This is a genomic window from Commensalibacter papalotli (ex Botero et al. 2024), assembly GCF_947179115.1.
Lineage (GTDB): Bacteria > Pseudomonadota > Alphaproteobacteria > Acetobacterales > Acetobacteraceae > Commensalibacter > Commensalibacter papalotli.
On record NZ_CAMXCI010000001.1, the window covers coordinates 472130 to 494882 of the forward strand.

Here is a 22753-nt window from a genome sequence, read left to right on the forward strand (position 1 = left end):
AAGAATTATTCAGCCTCTACAAAACGTGGGAAAATACCAGAAGGTGCAGGAAGTTCACGTCCAGCAGGAATAACCGTTTCAAGATCTGATAACTGGCGTTCAGATTCAGAAACACCCAATTGGGTCAATAACTTATCCATTGCCCCAGGTATAAATGGCTGTAAACAGGTTGCAATGATCCGCAATGTATCAACCAGAACCCGTAATACAACAGTCATTCTTTGTGGATCAGTCTTTTTTAATGTCCAAGGTGCTTGATGATCTATATAGGCATTTGAAGCACGAATAATTTTCCAAATGGTTTCCAAAGATTCATGCAATGCTTGACGGTCCATTTGTTCACGCAATAAGGTCGGTAACAATATCGCTTTTGATAATAAAGTCTCGTCATCTTGATGACGTTGACCAATTTCAGGGAGTTTTCCCTCGCAGTTTCGCATGACTTGAGAAAGCGTCCTTTGTGCCAGATTACCCAAATCATTTGCTAATTCGTTATTCATACGATTAATTAATGATTGTCGGCTGTAATCTCCATCGCCACCAAAAGGCACTTCACGTAACAAGAAAAAACGAACAGGATCTAAACCAAATTCTTCCACCAGTTTCAAGGGCTCAATAACATTCCCAACCGATTTACTCATTTTCTCACCTTCGACTGTCCACCAACCATGAGAATAAATACGTTTTGGAACCTCTAAACCAGCAGCCATTAAAAAAGCTGGCCAATAAAGTGCATGGAAACGAGAGATTTCTTTACCGACCAAATGCAAATCAGCAGGCCAAAACCGCCACAGATCAGAACTTTTTATATTTGGATAACCTAAAGCCGAAATATAGTTCGTTAAAGCATCAAACCAAACATACATAACATGGTCATCATCACCTGGAACAGGTATGCCCCATTTAAAGCTCGTACGGCTAACAGATAAATCCCGTAATCCAGATTTAATAAAGCTTAACAGCTCATTACGACGACTTTCTGGTCCTATAAATTTAGGATTTTGTTCATAAAATTCTAATAATTTATCTTGCCATGCAGACAGTTTAAAAAAGTAAGAAGGCTCTTTTAACCATTTTACTTCGGCCCCTGTCGGAGCAATTTTTTTTCCTTCTTGTGTCGTTGTAAGTTCATCTTCGCCGTAATAACATTCGTCACGTAAAGAATACCACCCCTCATAAGCACCAAGATAAATATGACCTGCGTCTGCTATTTTTTGCCATAGCGCTTGACAGCTTTTGATATGACGCTCTTCTGTCGTGCGTATAAAATCATCATAAGAAACATTGAGTTGGTCAGCCATATTACGAAATTGTGCAGACACCATCGTTGCAAAATTCTGTGCTGATTGACCTTTATCCTGCGCTGCTTGTTCTACCTTTTGTCCATGTTCATCTGTACCCGTTAAAAAAAACACATCATAACCGTCTAGACGTTTAAAACGAGCCAAAACATCAGCAGCTATAGACGTATAAGCATGACCAACGTGCGGAGCCCCATTCACATAGTAAATCGGGGTAGTAATCATATAATGAGGTTTCATAGTTCACTTACAAGGTTAAATTCAGAAATAAGGGTCTGTTTCTTATCCAGATTAAAAGATTCGGCTTCTTTATGCCACTTTAAAAGTGTTTGCCATATTTCTATCCATTGCGAAATAGGTCGCATAGGATGTCCAAATTCTTTTTTTTGCGTTTGCACAGCTTGTCGGATGTGTAAAGCGATCGCATCGGTTAATAAATTTAAAAAAAGTGTAAAGCCATTTTCTTTTTGTAAAATTAAATCAGCTTGTTGATACATATCTTTACTTTTAAATGAGTCGTTTAAAAGATTTTCAACAATATCTTTTATATTTAAATGCCCACTTTCCAAAAGTTGTAACGCTTTTCCCAAAGAGCCCTCCGCAAGTTGAATAACTTTATTTTTATCTATTTCAGATAATTGAGGGGCTAATATAGATAATCCTTGTTCCATTTCTTCAGTTGATAATCCGCGCAAACTCATCTTACGGCAACGACTTAAAATTGTCGGTAGCAAACGGTTAGGATGTGTCGTAATCAGAAATAATAAAGCGCCTTTGGGTGGCTCCTCTAACAATTTTAATAAGCTATTTGCCGCATTACGATTCATTAAATCTGCATCTTCAATAACAACAATGCGCCACCCACCCTCTGCTGGAGTCAGGCGTAAGAATTCTCCAACGGCTTTAATATCATCTATAAGAATTTCAGAACGTAATCGGTTTTTTTTTTCATCTAAGCGACGACCAACGACTAATAAATCAGCATGGCTTCCTGCTTTGATCCGGCTAATTGCTGCTGGACTATTTCCTAAAATCAATCGAACTAAATGATAAACAAAAGTTGCCTTTCCGATCCCTTCTTCACCATTAATTAACCAAGCATGATGCAACTTATTTTGCGCAATCGCTTGCTGAAAATAAGCATACTCCTTTTTATGCCCCCATAAATGATCATTTTCTCTGGGTTTCATTGCTTTAATTCGAATAGTTTCTGAGACACAATATCATAAACATCTTGATGAATCGCTTCCATATTTCTGTGAGCATCGATTCTAACGCATCGATCAGAATTATCCATCATAATTTGTTTAAATCCATTTAAAACACGATAATGGAAATTCTCATCAAGTTGCTCATATCGATCTACTCTACCTTGACGGGCACAGCACCGTTCCCTCATAATATCATAAGGAGCTTCGAAAATCAAAGTAAGGTCAGGCTGCAATGCAATAAGATCAGAAAGATTGCTAATATATCGAATTAAATCTTTATCGCCATTACCTAATCCATAGCCTTGATATGCCTTTGTTGAATCGATATATCGATCACATATAACAACATAACCTTGGCTCAAGGCAGGCTTGATAATTTGATCAACATGATCGCAACGCGCTGTAAAATGTGCCATAATTTCAGAACGTAAAGAAAATGAATACCCCCCGAACAGTAAAAGCTCTCGAATAGCTTCCGCCCCCTTTGTACCACCAGGTTCTCTGGTCAATAAAACTTTTCGGCCTTCTCTTTCAAATGCTTCATATAATCGTTGGGCTTGTGTCGATTTGCCAGCCCCTTCTCCACCTTCGAAAGTAATCATATATCCTGTCATAACCGTATAATACTTTCCTACTAATCTTATAAAATGGAAGATAGAAATAATATCTTACCTTCCATTAATGAAAGAATTATGGTTTCTTTCCGAAATGATAGCCTATATTTTTAAACGTTCGAGAAATTAGACCTGACTTTGGCACAGATTCTCCTGCAATAACAGGAATTTGGATAGCCTGCCCACCATTTTCAACTGATAATGATGCTTGCACAACTTGTCCTTTGGTAATAGGGGCTGCAATAGGTGCGTTATAATCTAAAGAAATCTTCATTTTATTACGCCAACCAACAGGAAGGGTCATTAACAAATCTTCACCCGCAACTAATGACACTGTTGGAGATGTTCCCATCCACACAGGTGCGGTTTCAATGACCTCGCCTTTGTTGAACAATTTTACATTTTCAAACTGATTAAAACCCCACTGTAATAAACGTTCACATTCATGTGCACGTTCATTCATAGATGACATTCCATTAGCAACCAATATAATACGACGACCATTGCGTTCAGAGCTGGCGCATAATCCATATCCGCCTGCAGAGGTATGGCCGGTTTTTAAACCGTCAGCCAACCCTTTATCGACCAAGACATTACGATTACCTTGAGTGATTTTATTATAAGTAAATTCTTTTTCAGAAAAAAAATGATAATATTGAGGATAATCGTGTATTAAATGATAGGCTATTAACGCAATATCATGTGCAGACATTAAATGATTATCATCAGGCCAGCCTGTGCAATTCATAAAACGCGTATTTTTAAGACCTAATTTAGGTGCCCAATCGTTCATAATAGCAACAAATTGTTGTTCTGATCCAGCTATTCCTTCAGCCAAAACGATACAAGCATCATTCCCTGATTGAATAATCACCCCTTGAATAAGATCCTGCACAGATACTTGTGCATTGAGTGGGACAAACATCTTCGAGCCTTGCATTCTCCATGCTTTCTCGCTGACAGGTAAGAGTTGATCCAGTTTTATACGACCAGTACTCAACATTGCAAACACAACGTAACATGTCATTATCTTTGTTAATGAAGATGGATGCATTGGCTGGTCTGCTTGCTTGTCCAACAAAACAGTACCAGTATTATAATCCATAATAAATGCGTATTGCGCACTGGTATCAAAAGGGCCTATCGGTGTATTAGCAGGAGGGCCATTTGAAATCGCAGGCTGAGCTGCAATACTAGCAGCAGTTTTCTTTTTACGTTGGGTGGTTTTTGCCTCAGCAGGAGAGGAATTGATTACAGCCAAAGAAAACGCAAGGCCACTAGCACCAGTTAATAATGATCTACGAGTTTGCACGCTTATTCTATCCCTATTCAACGATGATTTTGGCACCTTTTATGCCAGATTTTAATAAAGAATCCAAATTTTGATCTGCTTGTTCTACACTGCTATACGGTCCAGAGCGAACCCTGATAACACGACGTCCCCCAGTATAGGTATTTACCAAACGACCACCCATTCTTGCGGCTAAACGATTAGCATAAACACTTGATGTAAACGAACCACCATCAATCCAAAGCTGACCATTTGTTGCAGCCCCTTGACGATATTGTGCGGGCAATTCTTCTAATGGCGTTAATGCTTGCACATTGTTCTCTTGAGGTTGTTCAAGATGACGTGTATCCGATTTCAAAGGTTGAGTTCCATCTAAACTCTCAACTTTGATGGTTTCCAAAGGCGCTGTACTGACTTGCATTTGTGTCTGAGGACCATTAGGTAATTTAAATGCAAGATCTTGGCTTCGTTTCTCATCTTCGATAATTTCAACTTTAGCCACAGAACCTCTTACTAAACCAAGCAAACTTGCCGCTTTTGGAGTTAACTCCAATATCCGATCTGTTGTAGAAGCTGGACGATCATTTAACCGAATAGTAATTTCTCTACCGTTATCCATATTTCGCACTTGGACAATTGCAGGAAGTTGTAAGGTTTGATGAGCACCTGTCATAGACTGCGCATCATAGATTTCTCCATCTGCAGTAATTTGTTTTCCGCTTTTAGAAGAAACGACCGCAATGCCTGTCCCTTTATAAGCAAAATTTTCCTCTGGGTAAATCCAACGATTACCTAATTGATAAGGTTGTCCAACCTCATAATGAAGCTTTGCGGTTTTTAAAACTGCATCATCAACATTTTTGTTACATGAAGATAACAAAAAAGCAGCACATAAAAAACCAGATATTTTAATTACCGAATAGTTCACAGCATATACAGCCATTCAAAAAGATAAAATTAGACTAAGCTTTACGCTTCTCTTTATGAAAAAACAACTTTAATTATTATCCAACTGCATCCCCAAGCAATCCAACAGCCAGAGCGTAATAATCAGAGGGGTTGTAACGGCGTATCACATTAAAATTGTGATAAACCATAAAGGCCTGCCCACCTTCTCCATCTGGTCTAATTACAGCACCTTGAACAGAATTTGTTGAGAATTTAGAACCATCTCTGCGCCTAACCCCCAAAGCTTGCCATTGTGCTAATGTTTTTATATTTTTACGACCAATTTGTCCTTGAGATAAATTACCGTCAATAGTGATTTCTTGTCCCCAAGGTTCAGATGCTTTCCATCCACATTTTGCCAAATAATTTGCAATAGATGCCAATACATCAGGCACATTTGTCCAAATATTGCGCTGTCCTGTTCCTGAAAAATCCACCGCATATTGTAAATATGCACTGGGCATAAATTGAGGTTGTCCCATAGCCCCAGCATAACTGCCTAACATTTTTTCTGGAGCAATATCACGACTATCCAAAATCTTTAAAGCTTTCATCAACTCTGATTTAAAGAATTTTGCTCTACGGCCTTCATAAGCAAGAGTCGCAAGGGAATCTATTACGTTAAATTTCCCTGTATGTTTTCCATACGCAGATTCAATTCCCCAAATCCCCAGAACTATTCTTGGGTCAACACGATACTGTTTCCAAATTTGAGATAAGGTGTTTTGTAAAGATTGATAAGATGCCTTGCCTTGACTTATTTTGGTTGGAGAAATGACTTTTTCATAATACTGAGCCCAAGTCATCGTAAACTCAGGTTGCTTGCGATCCAGTTGAATAACTTTGGCATTTGGAACAGACCAATCCAAAGCACGTTTCATAATAGATGCATCAAAACCCTGTTGCACAGCTTGTTGTTGAATTTGTTTTAAAAAAGCTTGATATCCCGCTGTACTCTGAGCAGTCGCTTTGGTTAATAATGAATCAGACAATATTACAGAAATTGTAACAGCTGTTCCTGCACCAATTAAAAATTTACGACGCTCTATCATGCTTCACCCTTACACTTTGATATTTTAAAATAACGATCAATATCACATTAATCATATCCTTCATTCATAGCAAGGCAAGAAAACAGATAATATATTCCATAAATATTAAAAAATTGATACTTCACCACCCCTTATGAAACATCTCTTTTTATCTAAAAGAAACTAAAATAAATATATGAACTTATATCAGTGATTTTTACAGATAAATTTAAAACGTTGGTATCTATTGCAAAATCTTGGGTTAATTGTGAAGAGTTCGCGTTTATCTCTGACAATGAGTATAATGAGTATAATGAGTATGTTGAAAAACTTTTCATTAAAAAAGAATAACGCTTTTTCCAATCTTCATCACTTAAAAAAATATATATTGATGCCATATTTTCTATTTAACAGCTTACCAACGGGTTTGAATACCTTATGGCTTGGAATAAGAAATATAAAATCAAAAAACCTTTAAATTAGCCATTTTTTGAGATTCTATAAAAAGTTCAAGCTGATCCCCATGATTTAATTGACCAACCCCTTTGGGCGTGCCTGTATAAATCAGATCATTAGGCTTTAAGATAATAAACTGACTCAAATAAGCAATAATTTCTGGAATGGTAAATATCATATCTTGAGTGTACCCTTCTTGTCTTGTTTCACCATTTAATTTCATTGAAAAACTAATTTTTTCTTTAAACTTAAATTTATTCACAAAAGAAGAAACATAACAAGAATCTTTAAATCCTTTGGATAAAAACCAAGGTAATTTCTTTTCTTTGAGCTTTGATTGCAAATCCCTAGCTGTTAAATCCAAACCAATGGCTATTTCATCATAATAGGATTCAGCATCTTCTTGTTTAATCTGGAACCCTTCCTTGACAATCTTAATCACTAACTCTGTTTCATAATGAACAACATCAGAAAAATCAGGTAATTGAATAGTATTATTGGTTACCAACGACGAGTTTGGTTTACTGAAAATAATTGGCTCTGCTTCTACCTTATTTCCCAACTCTTCGGCATGTTCAAAATAGTTTCTGCCAATACAGTAAATATTATTAATCATTTTAATCTCCATTACATAAATTGACGTTACTCTTTTTAATTTTCATTATATAAACAAATCTAAATTACCCAAATTTATTTATTGAAAATGATCGCATGAATAATTCTTATACTTTGACTGCAAAAATCTTACATTGGTTGATGGCTGCAATATTTATTTTTGTATGGTGCCTTGCTTTTTATTCAAACCATCTGATTTTCGATACAAATACAGATGCTCTGCAACATACCTTAATCGGATTACATAAGAATATTGCTACAACTATTATTTTCTTGTTTTTTATTCGTATCTTTTGGCGTTATACCCACCCCGCCCCTAAATTGCCTGATACTATGTCTCCAATCATGAAAAAATTAGCTCACATCATGCATATTATCTTATATCTTGCATTGATATTGATGCCAATAACTGGTTGTTTGTTAAGCTGGAGTGCAGGTTATCAAGCACCTGTTTTATATTTGTTTAACTTACCGGACATCATACAAAAAAATCCAGAATTAAAAGCTATTTTAAAACCTACACATGTTTATTTATCTTGGGTAGTAGGGGTTATGGTTATTGGGCATATTGCCAGTGCTTTGAAACATCGTTTTATTGACAAAGATAGTGTGTTTAACTCTATGATGTTCAAATAAAACTTAGTTTTGTTGAGCTTTTAATTTTGAAATTATGGAATGGGTTTGTACATCACACAGCTTAGGAGAAGCTTTGCATCCTTGCTGAAGTAAATTCAATGCTTTTTTATTATCTTTTGGTAAACCCTCTCCTGATTGGTATTTAATACCTAATTTAATTTTAGCCAAATCACTTCCTTTATCTATTGCTTTTTCGAAGTAAATTTTTGCTTTTTTAAAATCCTGAGGAATACCTTGTCCTATATCATACATTGTGCCCAAATTTACCAAAGCATTAACATTTCCTTGATTGGCCGCTTTTTGATAATATTCTTTTGCCTTAATAGAATTTTGAAGAATACCTTTACCTTCATAATACATTAATCCAAGTTCAAATTGTGCTATAGGTTGTCCTTGATCTGCTGATTTTTGAAACCAATAAGCAGCTTTTTTATCATTATGAGAAATAATAATTCCATCTTTATAAGATAACGCCAGCATGAGTTGAGCATTTGCATTTCCTTGATCAGCTGCTTTTTGGTACCAATATAGTTCTTTTTTATGATCTACAGGTACGCGTTTTCCTAGACTATATAACAATCCTAAAGTCAACTGAGCATTTGCATCTCCATGATTGGCCTTAGATTTGATTGTATCTAAACTAACATTATTAGTTATATATGGATTTCCATTTGAGGATGTTTGAGATAAATAAATATTATTATTATTTAAAAATGGATTACCAGTTTTTGCACTAGCAAAATTATTATAAAACGACAAAGAGGCAAAAATAGCAAAAAAATATCTATATCGAAGCATTTAATGAGCCCCTAAAAACGTAACTGTCATATTAAAACAGGTAATTCTATCTATTTTATGGGAAATTTTTATACTATAGCTTAGATGGTGGGTGTAACAGGGATTGAACCTGTGACCCCTACCATGTCAAGGTAGTGCTCTCCCGCTGAGCTATACACCCATCTAGCTGATAAACGTTTAATAACGATGTTCTTTTAAAGCTGATAAACGTTTAATAACGATGTTCTTTTAAAAGTGCAAGTGGTCAAAGTGAAAAAAATGAAATATTTTAAAGATATTTTATGGATATTGTTTATGTGGATTGCCAATGTCACTTTTTGATCTTATAGATTCTTCCTTTTCCTCACCCTTTATTATGCAATATCCACAAAATATGCATCCTTATCCAATTCTAGTGAGCTCTCCTCATTCTGGAATGCAATATGATACACAATTATTATCTTTAAGTAGGCTCTCTATAGAGGAATTGCGTAAAAGTGAAGATAGCTATGTTCATCTTTTATGCGATCAGTTCCCTCAACTTGGCGTAACTTTGTTACAAGCCACTCTGCCGAGAATATTTTGTGATTTAAACCGTGAAGCATGGGAGCTGGACCCTGATATGTTCAAGGATCCCTTGCCAGATTGGTGTAATCAAAACAGCTATCAAGTTAAAAGGGGCTTTGGCACTGTTCATAAAATCAGTGCCTTGGGCAGACCAATTTATAAATATTATTTATCATTTGCCAAAATCCAACAAAGAATTGAGACTTATTGGTTTTCTTACCATCAGCAAATTCAACAATTTATTCAAACCAGTTGTGATCATTATGGAGGCTGTATTCTTTTAGACATCCACTCGATGCCTTCGATGCCTAAACGAAGCCCCTATTATACCGATATTGTCTTAGGGGATGGCTTTGCACAAACATGCTCATCGACACTCATTAATAACAGTCAGAAATTCTTTACTCAACACGGATTAAAAGTTAGTAAAAACACCCCTTATGCAGGAGGTTATATTACTCGCCATTATGGTAACCCCAAGCAAAATATCCATACCATGCAAATTGAGATTAATAAAAGCCTATATATGAACGAAGATGATTTTGAAATGCATGGAGGATTCACAGTATTACAATCAATATTAATCGAGTATATTAAATGGATATGTTTACAAAAAACCATCTTCAATAACTAAATATTAAATCTTCAGCACTAGCTTATAATAATTCAACTTGAATAAGCACGATATCAGATGAACACAGCTTTGATTAAAGGTATAGAGAAGAATATGTTAATAAACATAAAACCTTATCATCATTTATAAATATCGTCTTTTTTATAACACTCTGCGTTGGTATATGGGAATATTGTATATAAATTTGGATATACTTTATATACACGAGATACATCGCAAACAATTTTATTTTTCATTTTCCATAATTTTAAATCATCAGATACGCTGAGATTATAACTTTGGCTGGACGCAAGCATAAGCGAAGAATCCATTCCTGCAAAACCCCATGAGTCAATTTCGTATAAAAAACCTTCTTGTCCTTTTGCTTCTTCAAACTGCATTGGATGAAATAAAACCCACTGATAAAATATCGAATAGGGATAAAGTTTAGATGAAGTGATCGCTGCCACTGGGGCACAAATTATAAGAAATACCGATATTATGAGATTTCTAACAGATTTATTTTCCTTAAAATGATTAAAAATAATGGCAACAGATACAAAAAGCAGACAAATTAAAATGAAAAGACCAAAAAAGAAGATAAAAAAATCGTTTGAAGATCCATAATAAATACAAAGCATAAAAAACGAAGCAGAAAGAAAAATATCCAAATTTCGAAACTTGTTTCTAATGACAAAAAAAATAAAAATTGATGGCAAAATAACAATCAAAGACATTATAAATATCATAAAAAATCTCGTTATAAATTAGTCATTAAGTTACAATCACATATCTATAGAAATGCTTTTATAAACGAATTTATTACTTAGTATCAGTATAACTCATATTATATAAACTAATATTTTGTTTATTTTGCACTATCCATGTAACCCTAATTCAATCACAGGACAACGATCCATCACCACATCGACACCTGCACTTACTGCACGCTGAGCAGCAACTTCATGAACGATACCCAGCTGTGTCCATAAAAGTTTAGGTAATAGTTTTAAAGTTAACATCTCATCAACAATTTCTGGAACAGCATCTGTATTGCGAAAGACCTCTACCATATCGATTGGTACATTAATATCAGACAAAGTTGCAAAAACTTTTTTTTCTAGTATTTGTTGCCCTTCTAAACCAGGATTTACAGGGATAACTTTAAATCCATAATCTAATAATTTTTTCATAACTCCATAGCTAGGGCGCTCAGGCTTGTTGGATGCGCCAACCAAAGCAATCGTTTTAAGTGCTAATAAAGCTTTCAAAATGTCTGATTGTTCTGTTAAAATTTTTGCCATTGTTTTGCCTCTTTATTTTTATTAGCCATTTATTGTATAATAACAGATGAAAATTTAAAAATAATTAAATTATAGGAAATTTATTTCATGACTACTGACACATCAAATCACAAAGAAGAACAACATCAGTTTAGTGCTGAAGTTGAACGCCTTATGGATTTAGTGGTTCACGCTCTTTATTCAGAAAGAGAAATTTTTCTACGTGAGCTCATTGCCAACTCTGCCGATGCTACAGACAGAAGACGTTTTGAAGCACTTACCAATGAAGCATGTGCCCTACCTGCAACGCCCCAACTACGCATAAACATTGACAAGGATGCACGCCTTTTAACCATCAGCGATGATGGTATTGGCATGAGCAAAGAAGAAATCATGCAAAACCTTGGTACTATTGCACGTTCTGGAACCAGAGCTTTTGAAAAAGAATTAAAAGATGCAAAACCAGAAGACCGTCCTAATTTAATTGGTCAATTTGGTGTTGGTTTTTATTCTGCATTCATGGTGGCTGACAAAGTTGAAGTCATTTCTCGTCGTGCGGGTACTGATGAAGCATGGAGTTGGGTTTCTGAAGGTAAAGGTCAGTATACTTTAACCCAAGCAACCCGTGATACCGCGGGCACAACTATTATTTTACATATTAAAAGCGATGCTGATGAATATTTAGAAAGCATGCGCTTGGAAAATATTATTCGCAAATGGGCGGATCATATTGCATGGCCAATCGTTATTAAACAAGGCGAAGAAGAAGAAAGAAACGCCAACGAAGGTACCGCTTTATGGCGCAAACCCCGCAGTGAAATCACCGACGAACAAATGGATGATTTTTACCGTCATATTACCCATTTATTCGATAAACCCTTGGCAACTCTGTTATGGCATGCTGAAGGTGTATTTGAGTTCACTTCACTCCTTTTTATTCCAGGAATGATTTCTCCTTTTGCTCCTGTGGATCAAGAAAGAAAAAGTAAAGTTCGCCTTCATGTACGTCGTATGTTCATTACTGACGAAGCTGAAATGTTACCTGCTTGGTTACGTTTTATCCAAGGGATTGTGGATACAGAAGACTTGCCTTTAAACGTTTCTCGTGAAATGTTACAAAATACCCCTGTGTTGGCTCGTATTCGTAAAGCTTTGACCAACCGAGTTATTTCTGAATTACAAAAACTTTCTGAAGATAAAGAAAAATACGGAACATTCTGGAATCTGTTCGGTGCAATCCTCAAAGAAGGTTTATGGGAAAATGGAGAACATTCAGAAAGTATTCTTAAACTTTCCAGATTTTACTCTTCTACCGAGGAAGGTTTAACCACCCTGCCAGATTATGTTTCACGGATGAAAGATGGCCAGGAAGCAATTTATTTCTTAGCTGGAGATTCTAAAGAAATTCTTTCATCTTCCCCTCAACTTGAAGGATTTAAAGCACAAGGTATTGAAGTATTGCTCTTCACCGATGCCGTTGATGCTTTTTGGCCTGATCGTGTGGGTAAATTTAGTGATAAACCTCTGCGCAGTATAACTCAAGCCAAAGAAGACCTTGAAAAGTTAATGGGTGATGTAGAGTATGTTAACAACGAAGAAGAAGAGAATCTTTTAAAATCTTTAAAAGAGGTTTTAACCGATAAAGTCAGTGAAGTCCGTACAACACAACGCTTGGTTGATAGTCCTGTAATTTTGGCTGCTTCTGCTGGTGGACCAGACTTGCAAATGCAACGCCTTATGCGTCGCAATGATAAAACGATGCCTTCTGCTTCTCCTGTGTTAGAGCTTAATCCAAATCACCCTTGGATTAAATCTTTGGTATTAAAAGCAAAAGATGGTAAGGATATTAGCGAAGAAGCAAGCATTTTACTTGATCTTGCTCGTGTTCAAGATGGCGAAATGCCAATTGATCCAACCTTGTTTGCACGCCGTATTGCAACTGTATTAACGGGGAAATAAAATTTTTACAAAGCGATAATTTAGTTAAATATAGATATTTCATATTGTATTTTTCAATTATCATGATAAATAAATATTTTTATCATGATAATTGAACATAATAATAAATAAATTTTTAAATAAAATAAGTATATAACTTGATATTTATTAATTACTGGAACTGCATTCTTACTTTTATTACTAAACTCAGCAAGACCTAGCATTCTTATTACACCTGAAAGTAATAATATACGCGTCTTTATTGGCATATCATATTTATGGTTATAAATCGAATTAGTTATAATATTAATCACAACCTACAATTAAAAACAATAAATATCTCATTGCCACAAATGCGCTTCCATTATCTTTAATTAATGAAAGACTTCGTTTAGCTACACCAAAGCTATCTCACACTTTTCATAACACCTATATGGAAGGTTACGAAGGAATTGCTGACCTTACTAAAGAATTAAAAGATAATAAGAATCAAGCAGTAATTGAAAATAAAAATTATTATCTTTTTTCTTATAAAGGCAATACTTTTATTTACTTTAACCCATAAAGCAAAAATTACTTAAAATTATAACCTAATCAGTTAAGAGAACCTTCAAACAGCCTATTAATATGCGAAATTTCATTTGAAAAAATAAAATGCAAGATTGAATTCTCATATACTTAGATAACAATTATTAATAAAAAATCAATCAAGATATATTATACTTGCAATGAAAATAAAATTATAATCAAATATTTAAATAATAAGAATTATTTTATACTATCCTGCCTATTACCACCTTTTATAGCAATAATAATTATATATTAGCCTGCTATTTTCTTTGGGGATGATACGGTCAATTTTAATCCTTATTTGATTATTAAAATTAACATCAAATTGGACATTCTTGACAAATTTTTTATTATTCTTTGACCAATATTTATTTCTTTAATCATTAATGAACCAGATATAATTAGTTCTTTACATTATAGAAATTTATCTATCAATCAAGAATACTCTAACGTAATCTATAATGACTATCTTAACAAAAACATTATTAATACACATCAGATTAATAACGCTTGCCTCTTGTCTTCAGACAAGAACAAAAATAAAGATTATACAATTAAATCTAATAGTATTATTAACGGTTTTCCAAATTATTTTATTAAGGTAATTAGTAATTCAGTTAAAATTATATCTAATCACGTTGATCTTCCAACAATATATATGAAGGATGGCAGTGTTGGAGTTTACTTAACAAAAGGAGAACATACATTAATTGTTTCTTATAAAAAACACTTTTTACAATTAGTTTTTCTTCAATCTTTGGAGTTATTTGTTTATGTTATTTAATAAAAAAAATCTTTTACACAATCCATGATGAAATTACACATTAATCAAGAAACAGATATATTGGCTGTAATTGATGTGCAAAATGATTTTTTGCCTGGTGGGGCATTAGGGGTTAAAGATGGGGATCAAATTATTCCTGTCATTAATCATCTTTTATCCCACCGTTTTCAGCGTTCTTTTGCCACTCAAGATTGGCATCCCAAAGATCATATTTCTTTTGCATGTAATCATCCTGGCGCAAAACCATATGATGCAATTGAATTGCCTTATGGCAAACAAACTTTATGGCCTGCTCATGCTGTACAAAATACAAAGGGCGCAGAATTATCCTCTGAATTAAAACAAGACTGTTTTCAAAAGATTTTTCGTAAAGGATGGCGTCAAGATATTGATAGCTATTCAGCCTTTTATGAAAATGATTGCAAAACATCGACTGGACTAATCAACTGGTTACAAAAAATCGGTATCAAACGCATTTTCTTTGCTGGATTAGCAGAAGATTTTTGCGTTGCGTATTCTGCAATGGATGCTGTTAACGCTGGGTTTGAAAGTTATATTATTAGCGATGCAACCAAGCCTGTAAATTTGATGCTTTCCAATCAAATCTCCAGCACCGAATATCAAAAAAAAATACTCCTAGCTATAGGAACAAAGTATATTCTCAGTGACAAGATAACCGTGAACTCACTTTATTAATACAATAAATATTGCCATATAATAACTATCTATATTATAGAAACATATTCCTATAACCTGAAAATATTATTATAATGTCAAAAAAAAATCATATAAACTTACTTCTTATTTTCTTTTGTTTACTGCCTTTTCTATTAATTATTGTCAATATATTTTTACCAGGTTTATTTACTGGACTTGATTGGGTTGCTCACACGTCGCGCATGATATCTTTACATGATGAAGTAAAACATAGTCAGTTTTTACCATTATTTGACTTTTGGAATAATGGTTACGGATACTCTTGGCAAGCTTTTTATCCTCCCTTAACTAATATCTATTTTTTATTATCATATCTTGTTTGTTATGGAGAAAACAATATTGCTCATTTTAAATTTATATGGCTATTAATTAGCCTAGTGAATTTTATGTGTGCATTTTATGCTGGCTATAGACAGTACAAATCTTATTGGGTTGGATTATTTTGTGCTGCTTTATTATTAAGCTCGGCCTACTATCTAACAGCTATTTTTACACGTTTTGCTATTGCCGAATATACGTCATTTGGCTTTATTATATTATATATTAGAGGACTTGATTCCTTTAGAACTGATCAACAAGATCGTTATTTAATCCCTTTAATGGCATCATTAATTTGCATAACAAATATTCCTACGACTATTTGTATTATAATTATGTCATTCTTTTATTTTTTATTTTATTTTCAAACATTCATCAAAAAAGAAAATATAATATTTTTATTAAAAAGCTTACTGATAACTATTGCCATATCAGCAATTTATTTTGTACCACTATTATATAATTTATCTGGACAGTATATTGTAATGTCTTCACAAACAGACAGCTACACTCAAATATACAAATCAGTCGCAAAGCTGCCATTGGTGATCTTTAATATTAACCCATATCAAAATACGATATTTAGCATTGGTATTATTGGTAATTGTTTACTCATTATTTCTTTTTTTAAAAACAATATATGTAGTAAGAAAAAAATAATCTTCATCGTGACTATTATTTTTTTAACAACATTTTTATTTCCTTGGTGGGTTTTTCCAGACAAATTCATTTTGTTTAATATCATGCAATATCCATGGCGTTTATTTTCAACAATTATATGCTTATTTTCATTATGGCTATCCCCCATAATTTTAAAAAGAAATAGATTAATTATTTGCCCTCTAATAATTATACTATCATTGCTGTGCAACTATTACCCATATATGAAAGCATATTCACATCGTCATTATGTAATAAACGACTATAATAACAGTTACTTATATCATGATTACCTGAACAATCATACTCAACATAATGGTTATTACCATGATTTTGATACTTCAAAAAATATTTTTAGTAATGATAATCAAAACGTTAATTATACTATCAAATCATCACAAATACGCAATGGATTTCCAGAATATAAAGTTGTTGTTCTACAAGATAGTATCGTTTCTTTACCATTAATTTATTATAATTTTATAAAGATAATTATAAATAATAAAAATATTCCAACCATCTATACAAAAGATGGACGGTTAGGAATATATCTTCATAAAGGCGACCATACCATATCCATATCACAAGAAAGACAACAATATTATATGGGTTTTATTTTATTTTTAATTGGAATTATGAGCTTAATAAAATTAAAAAGATCTGATAACAAAATGTTATTGAAAGTATAAATATACAATTTTAACATTTTCAATATATATTACTCTAAAAGATAAAATCAGTAATATTTAAAAATGAAAATACTAAGAAATTAAATTAATACGATGATCCGATTTCAGATCATCGTAATTGGTAATTAGCCTTTGTTCGGTTGAAAACAATATTCCATCGTCGGAAATGCTCTTGAACGAACTTCCTGTGCATATTGTTGAACAGCTTCTGTCATCGTTTGTCCAACTTGAGCATAACGTTTAACAAATTTGGGTTTGAAACCTTGGAATACACCAAAAATATCATCACAAACCAAGACTTGCCCATCACAAGCAGGCGAAGCACCAATCCCAATAGTTGGAATAGCAATTTGTTGTGTAATGGTTTGGGCTACTGGTTCAACAACCCCTTCTAATACGATTGCAAAAGCCCCAGCCTTGGCGATAGCATGGCTGTCACGAATAACTTTTTGCACACTCTCATCGTTTTTTCCAGCTACTTTAAATCCCCCCATCATCTGCACAGCCTGAGGCATTAAGCCAACATGACCACAAACTGGAATATTTCTTTTGGTTAGGAATTCCACCGTTTCGGCCATTTCTTCTCCGCCCTCTAATTTAACAGCCGCTGCACCTGTTTCTTGTAAAATACGAGAAGCTGTCCGAAATGCTTGTTGGGGGCTTTCTTGATATGAAGCAAAGGGCAAATCCACCATTACACAAGCCCGTTGCGTTCCTCTCATCACAGCTTGACCATGAGCAATCATCATCTCTGTTGTCACTGACAATGTTGTATCCAACCCGTAAATCACCATTCCCAAAGAATCACCAACCAAGATCAGATCTACATGCTCGTCCATTAATTGAGCCACTGGTGTTGTATAAGCCGTCAAAGAGACAATCGGTTCTTTACCTTTTTTTGTTATGATATTAGGAACAGTCAAACGTTTTATAGGTGTATTAGTCATAGAATTAGCTTTTCTTCTATCTTTTAAGTGAAATAAAGTTTTAAATTAAATTGAACTAATATATTAAGCATTATCAAAATAGAATGTAAATTACTCATTCATCAATTTAAAAGGCATTTTCTTATGATGGCTTCTCAAACTGCTTTGATTTTAATCGAATATCAACATGATTTTACCTCCGTAAACGGTGCTTTACATAACGGAGTAAAAGATTGTATGCATCAGACGAATATGCTGGCAAACAGTCAAGCGGCGTTAAAAGCCGCACGTGAAAAGGGCATTACGGTTATTTATTCGCCCATTAGTTTCTCTGATAATTATCGAGAGCTCAGAAAACCAACTTATGGCGTATTACAAAATGTAATTTCTGCCAAAGCATTTCGTCAAGGCAGTTGGGGTGCAGAAATTATAGATAATGTTAAACCATTATCTCATGAAATTATACTCGAAGGTAAACGCGGCTTAGATGCATTTTACAGCACAAATCTGGATTTTATTTTACGTCAGTTGAATATTAAATCATTGGCGATTTGTGGCTTTCTGACAAATTGTTGTGTTGAATCAACAGTACGTACTGCCTATGAAAAGGGCTATGATGTTACTACCTTAAACGACTGTTGTGCTACTTTGAGCATGGAAGAACACAATATGGCTTTAGAAAAAGACTTGACCCTCTTTTCTCATGTTATTAATCACAAAGAGTGGTTGAAAACAATCGGATAAATATCAATGAAGTTTGTCGCGAATTGCTTTAATTTAACAGCAAACTTCAAACACAAGACTTACGATACATGATGTATATTAATTATTTTTTGATAATGCAGATAATGCAGAACCGTATTTATTTCTCCCTTGGTTTCCTGGGCAGAAAAAAGTAGCTATAAAGATTATTATAAATATTGAATATATAATAAGGATAACAAACAATAAAATTATACGGTATGTGAAATCTGTAGATTATGAAAACAAATCTTCATAGATACCATCATCTAGAAAAAAATCGTCAACAATATAAGCAAATAGATATAAAAAATACCATTTCCCTGAAAATCCTAAATCATGCAACCTTCTTATTACAAGAGGAATACTAGGAATAAGAATAAATAAAACATATATGTATGTTATTCCCATAAAAATATTGAATACATTCTGTTGAGTAATAGTATCTCTAAGTTGAAGCAAAACAAAATAACACACTATGTTAATACAATTAAAAATCCAACACTCTCTTCTTGGGCTTCTACTTTTATAATCTTTCCATCTGGATAAAGTATTATAATACTCATTAAATATATTCTTGATATAGAACATTTTTTTTATTTGAACCCTTTTAAATAATATCAAAATAAAGCTAATATTGTTCTACTTTTTCGACCCCTTGTATTACTTTGATATGCTGTGCAAGGATGGGGGATACATTATAATATTCAGGTAAAATTACCTCGACCTCTTGTTGATTGCCACATTGAGGAACTAAAACTACTTTTCCTCTACCCTTTTGTGTATTGGCTAAAATATTTGATATTTTTTTAACTGAATCTAAATCTTTGATCCATATTTTAATTTCTTTGACTAAACCTGTAATCGCATCTTCTAGGTCTTCAACATGTTGCGCTGTAATACGTAAATTTTCTTCATCCATACGTAAATCTACGGTAACAATAACCATTTTTCCTGTCACCAACAAATCTCTGGATCGATTAAGCGTTTCGGAAAAAAACGTTACTTCACAGGCTCCACTCTTGTCAGATAGACCCACCCAAGCCATTTTTGTTCCTTTTTTGGTAGGGCGCACTTTAGTGTTTAAAATACATCCCGCCAACCGAATACGCGTACTCCCAGAACGAGCCAGCTGTTGTAGATGCGTCATAGGCTGAATAGCCATTTTATCCAATAACGCTCTAAATGAATCCAAAGGATGAGCCGTCATATGATACCCAATAGCTTCGGCTTCCATCGTTAGGCGCTCTATTTCCGGCCATTCAAACACAGAAGGTAACTTCAAAGGCTCGACAGTCTTTATATCCCCCATTTGAAATAAACCAATTTGACCACTGGCCTTTTCATCTTTACGGGCGTGTGCTCTACGTAAAATCACTTCAGCAGCAGCGAATACTTTATGTCGATTGGGCTCAATGGAATCAAATGCCCCTGCTTTAGCCAGATTTTCCAATTGCCCTTTATTTAAATTTTGACAATCGATACGCTCGGCAAAATCAAGTAAATCTTTGAAGGGTTGCCCTCCTCTAGCCTCTGCAATGCCTTGCATTGCGGAAAAACCAGCCCTCTTAATCGCAGCGAAAGCGTAACGAATAGCATAAGTCCCATCTTCCTGCTTTTCGATCTCAAAATCTGCGCCCGATTTATTTATATCAGGAGGTAAAACAGGAATATTAATTCGCTTGGCTTCTTGCCTTAAAATTGCCAGCTTATCAGTCTTTTCGATTGCCAAAGACATACACGCTGCAAAAAAAGCTACTGGGTAATTAGCCTTCATCCATGCTGTTTGATAAGAGACCAACGCATAAGCCGCCGCATGAGATTTGTTAAATCCATAATCAGCAAAGCGTGCCATTAAATCAAAAACTTCTATAGCTTTTTTTTCATCAACCCCGTTCTCAATCGCACCTTTGGTAAAGATCTCACGTTGTTGATCCATTTCAGAGCGAATTTTTTTACCCATCGCACGGCGTAATAAATCAGCAGCGCCTAGGCTATATTTCGCCATTTTTTGAGCAATCTGCATTACCTGTTCCTGATAGACCATAATTCCATAGGTCTCTTCAAGAATATCACGGATTTGCTCATGCGGTGGCTCCCACGCCTCTCCATGTTTTCTGCGGCAATAATCAGGAATATTCGCCATAGGACCAGGACGATATAAGGCCACCGCCGCAATTAAATCCTCAATTCGTGTGGGCTGCATTTGACGCAATACATCTCGCATGCCAGCACCTTCGAACTGGAACACCCCGCCAGATTCACCACGGCTCAACATTTCATACGTTGGCTTATCATTCAAAGGAATAGAAGCAAGATCAATATGTTGACCCAGCTTTTCCAACATATTTACAGCACGCTGTAAGATCGTAAGCGTCGTCAAGCCCAGAAAGTCAAACTTCACCAGCCCAACTTGCTCAACGAACTTCATATTATATTGGGTAACCAACATATCGCTACGCGGATCTCGATAGAGCGGTACCAACTCTACCAAAGGTCTATCTCCAATCACTACCCCAGCAGCATGGGTTCCAGCGTGACGGTATAAACCTTCCAATTGTAAAGCCACCTCCATCAAACGTCTGATATTTTCATCACTATCGCGCATTTCTTGCAAGCGAGGTTCACCATCTATCGCCTGTCCCAAAGTCGTTGGTTTGGCAGGATTATTAGGGATCAGCTCTGCAACCTTATTCACCATCCCAAAAGGTAACCCAAGGACACGTCCAACATCACGCACGGCTGCTCTGGCCTGTAATTTACCAAAGGTAATAATTTGCGCAACTTGATTAAGTCCATAAGCATGACGGACATATTCAATGACCTCATCACGTCGATCCTGACAAAAATCAATATCAAAGTCAGGCATCGAAATACGCTCAGGATTTAAGAAACGTTCAAACAATAAATTAAATTGTAAAGGGTCTAAATCCGTAATAGTTAACGCCCACGCCACCAATGATCCTGCACCTGAACCACGACCTGGCCCCACTGGAATATTATTTTCTTTGGCCCATTGAATAAAATCAGCAACAATTAAAAAATATCCTGGAAATCCCATTTTTTGAATAACGGAAATTTCATATTCCAAACGGTGTTGATATTCCTTTCGCTTCTCTTCGGTTAAATCAGAATAGGTTTTTAAACGCTCATCCAAACCAGCCTGAGCCATTTGCTGTAAAGTTTCATCTGCTGTTGTGCCCTCTTTAATCTTACGACTATGAGGCAGCATCGGCTTTCGTGTTTCAATCTTAACCGCACACCGTTTAGCAATCTCTATAGTATTTGAACAAGCCTCTGGTAAATCAGCAAAAAGTTCACACATCATTTCAGGCGGTTTAAACCAGTTTTCTGGAGTAACTTTCCATCGATCTTGCATATCAACGGTACAGCCCTGAGCAATACAGATCAATGCATCATGCGCTTCATATAAATCAGGTGTGGGGAAAAAACATTCATTCGTTGCCACTAAGGGCAACCCGAAACGATCAGCAAGTCCAATAATACCTGGTTCAATGGCTTTTTCTTCTGTTAGACCCAAACGGTTCAACTCTATCACGAGACGATCAGGAAATGCCTTGGCAAGTTGCTCAATTAAATCTGACGCATGTTTTTCCTGACCTTCTGAAAGCAGTTTAAAGATAGGGCCTCTTGTTCCACCACTCAGTAAAATAAGTCCTTCTGAATGTTCACATATTGTCTCTACTGCAACAGCAGGATCAGCAGGATCCCCTTTTAAGAATCCTTCTGATGATAAAAATTGTAAATTGAGCAATCCTGTTTCATTTTGAGCCAATAACACAATTGGCCAACTACGGGCATATTCTGTGTTTTCGCCAATAGCAGGAATTCCGATTTGTGATCCTATAATGGGTTGAATTCCGCCATCAACACAATATTTAGAAAATTCCAAAGCTCCAAATAAATTTCCTGTATCCGTAATGGCAATAGCTGGCATATTCATTTTCTTTGCCAGCTCTACCATCTTTGGTACTCGAATGGCCCCTTGACTAAGAGAATAAGCAGAATGGTTACGTAAATGAATAAAAGGAGCTAGGGTCATTACT

The 22753-nt window shown here is 35.0% G+C and carries 19 protein-coding genes and 1 tRNA gene; 6 read left to right on the forward strand and 14 right to left on the reverse strand.

The window, feature by feature from the left end:
- Positions 1–5: 5 nt before the first annotated feature.
- From metG to QMN76_RS02205, 7 genes are all read right to left on the reverse strand, one after another.
- Positions 6–1541, reverse strand: coding sequence for a methionine--tRNA ligase (metG, locus tag QMN76_RS02175; protein WP_282022966.1), 1536 nt, complete (start codon positions 1539–1541; stop codon positions 6–8).
- Positions 1538–2491 carry a DNA polymerase III subunit delta' gene (locus tag QMN76_RS02180; RefSeq protein ID WP_282022965.1) on the reverse strand — a complete coding sequence of 318 codons (954 nt, stop codon included), beginning with the start codon at positions 2489–2491 and terminating at the stop codon, positions 1538–1540. Before QMN76_RS02180 ends, metG begins: the two co-directional genes overlap by 4 nt.
- Positions 2488–3126 (reverse strand): dTMP kinase, encoded by a 639-nt coding sequence (gene tmk, locus QMN76_RS02185; protein ID WP_282022964.1) that lies wholly within the window; start codon positions 3124–3126, stop codon positions 2488–2490. Before tmk ends, QMN76_RS02180 begins: the two co-directional genes overlap by 4 nt.
- A gap of 76 nt (positions 3127–3202) precedes the next feature.
- Entirely contained in the window at positions 3203–4438 is a 1236-nt protein-coding gene (locus QMN76_RS02190) for a D-alanyl-D-alanine carboxypeptidase family protein (RefSeq protein WP_282022963.1), read from the reverse strand.
- Positions 4439–4451: 13 nt separating this feature from the next.
- Complete coding sequence (locus QMN76_RS02195) at positions 4452–5345, reverse strand: septal ring lytic transglycosylase RlpA family protein (RefSeq protein ID WP_282022961.1); 894 nt, start codon at positions 5343–5345, stop codon at positions 4452–4454.
- Between the two features lie 76 nt (positions 5346–5421).
- On the reverse strand, positions 5422–6417 hold the full coding sequence (locus QMN76_RS02200; RefSeq protein ID WP_282022959.1) for a lytic murein transglycosylase: 996 nt from the start codon (positions 6415–6417) through the stop codon (positions 5422–5424).
- 442 nt (positions 6418–6859) lie between these two features.
- Positions 6860–7468, reverse strand: a complete 609-nt coding sequence (locus QMN76_RS02205; RefSeq protein WP_282022957.1) for a fumarylacetoacetate hydrolase family protein — start codon at positions 7466–7468, stop codon at positions 6860–6862.
- Between the two features lie 95 nt (positions 7469–7563).
- On the opposite strand from QMN76_RS02205, the gene QMN76_RS02210 reads away from it, so the two are divergent.
- Positions 7564–8103 carry a cytochrome b gene (locus tag QMN76_RS02210; RefSeq protein WP_034336820.1) on the forward strand — a complete coding sequence of 180 codons (540 nt, stop codon included), beginning with the start codon at positions 7564–7566 and terminating at the stop codon, positions 8101–8103.
- A gap of 3 nt (positions 8104–8106) precedes the next feature.
- On the opposite strand, the gene QMN76_RS02215 is transcribed toward QMN76_RS02210, so the two are convergent.
- On the reverse strand, positions 8107–8901 hold the full coding sequence (locus QMN76_RS02215; protein ID WP_282022955.1) for a tetratricopeptide repeat protein: 795 nt from the start codon (positions 8899–8901) through the stop codon (positions 8107–8109).
- A gap of 85 nt (positions 8902–8986) precedes the next feature.
- Positions 8987–9061: transfer RNA gene (locus QMN76_RS02220), tRNA-Val, on the reverse strand.
- 147 nt (positions 9062–9208) lie between these two features.
- Here QMN76_RS02220 and QMN76_RS02225 point away from each other — a divergent pair.
- Positions 9209–10081 (forward strand): N-formylglutamate amidohydrolase, encoded by an 873-nt coding sequence (locus tag QMN76_RS02225; RefSeq protein ID WP_282022954.1) that lies wholly within the window; start codon positions 9209–9211, stop codon positions 10079–10081.
- Positions 10082–10200: 119 nt separating this feature from the next.
- Here QMN76_RS02225 and QMN76_RS02230 read toward each other — a convergent pair whose 3' ends face one another.
- Both QMN76_RS02230 and QMN76_RS02235 read right to left on the reverse strand, forming a co-directional pair.
- Positions 10201–10797 carry a hypothetical protein gene (locus tag QMN76_RS02230; RefSeq protein ID WP_282022952.1) on the reverse strand — a complete coding sequence of 199 codons (597 nt, stop codon included), beginning with the start codon at positions 10795–10797 and terminating at the stop codon, positions 10201–10203.
- 141 nt (positions 10798–10938) lie between these two features.
- Complete coding sequence (locus QMN76_RS02235) at positions 10939–11364, reverse strand: CoA-binding protein (protein ID WP_282022951.1); 426 nt, start codon at positions 11362–11364, stop codon at positions 10939–10941.
- A gap of 87 nt (positions 11365–11451) precedes the next feature.
- On the opposite strand from QMN76_RS02235, the gene htpG reads away from it, so the two are divergent.
- From htpG to QMN76_RS02250, 3 genes are all read left to right on the forward strand, one after another.
- Complete coding sequence (gene htpG / locus QMN76_RS02240; protein WP_282022950.1) at positions 11452–13302, forward strand: molecular chaperone HtpG; 1851 nt, start codon at positions 11452–11454, stop codon at positions 13300–13302.
- Between the two features lie 1357 nt (positions 13303–14659).
- Complete coding sequence (pncA, locus tag QMN76_RS02245) at positions 14660–15331, forward strand: bifunctional nicotinamidase/pyrazinamidase (RefSeq protein ID WP_282022949.1); 672 nt, start codon at positions 14660–14662, stop codon at positions 15329–15331.
- Positions 15332–15405: 74 nt separating this feature from the next.
- Positions 15406–17019: a glycosyltransferase family protein gene (locus tag QMN76_RS02250; RefSeq protein ID WP_282065667.1), complete on the forward strand. Its 1614-nt coding sequence runs from the start codon at positions 15406–15408 to the stop codon at positions 17017–17019.
- Between the two features lie 125 nt (positions 17020–17144).
- Here QMN76_RS02250 and panB read toward each other — a convergent pair whose 3' ends face one another.
- Positions 17145–17966 (reverse strand): 3-methyl-2-oxobutanoate hydroxymethyltransferase, encoded by an 822-nt coding sequence (gene panB, locus QMN76_RS02255; RefSeq protein ID WP_034336811.1) that lies wholly within the window; start codon positions 17964–17966, stop codon positions 17145–17147.
- A 123-nt stretch (positions 17967–18089) separates the two neighbouring features.
- On the opposite strand from panB, the gene QMN76_RS02260 reads away from it, so the two are divergent.
- Positions 18090–18689, forward strand: a complete 600-nt coding sequence (locus QMN76_RS02260) for a cysteine hydrolase family protein (RefSeq protein WP_282022946.1) — start codon at positions 18090–18092, stop codon at positions 18687–18689.
- 234 nt (positions 18690–18923) lie between these two features.
- On the opposite strand, the gene QMN76_RS10985 is transcribed toward QMN76_RS02260, so the two are convergent.
- Both QMN76_RS10985 and dnaE read right to left on the reverse strand, forming a co-directional pair.
- Positions 18924–19163, reverse strand: a complete 240-nt coding sequence (locus tag QMN76_RS10985; RefSeq protein WP_408869456.1) for a DUF805 domain-containing protein — start codon at positions 19161–19163, stop codon at positions 18924–18926.
- A gap of 154 nt (positions 19164–19317) precedes the next feature.
- A complete protein-coding gene (dnaE, locus tag QMN76_RS02265; protein WP_282022945.1) occupies positions 19318–22749 on the reverse strand; it encodes a DNA polymerase III subunit alpha in 3432 nt (1143 codons plus the stop codon).
- Between the last annotated feature and the right edge of the window lie 4 nt (positions 22750–22753).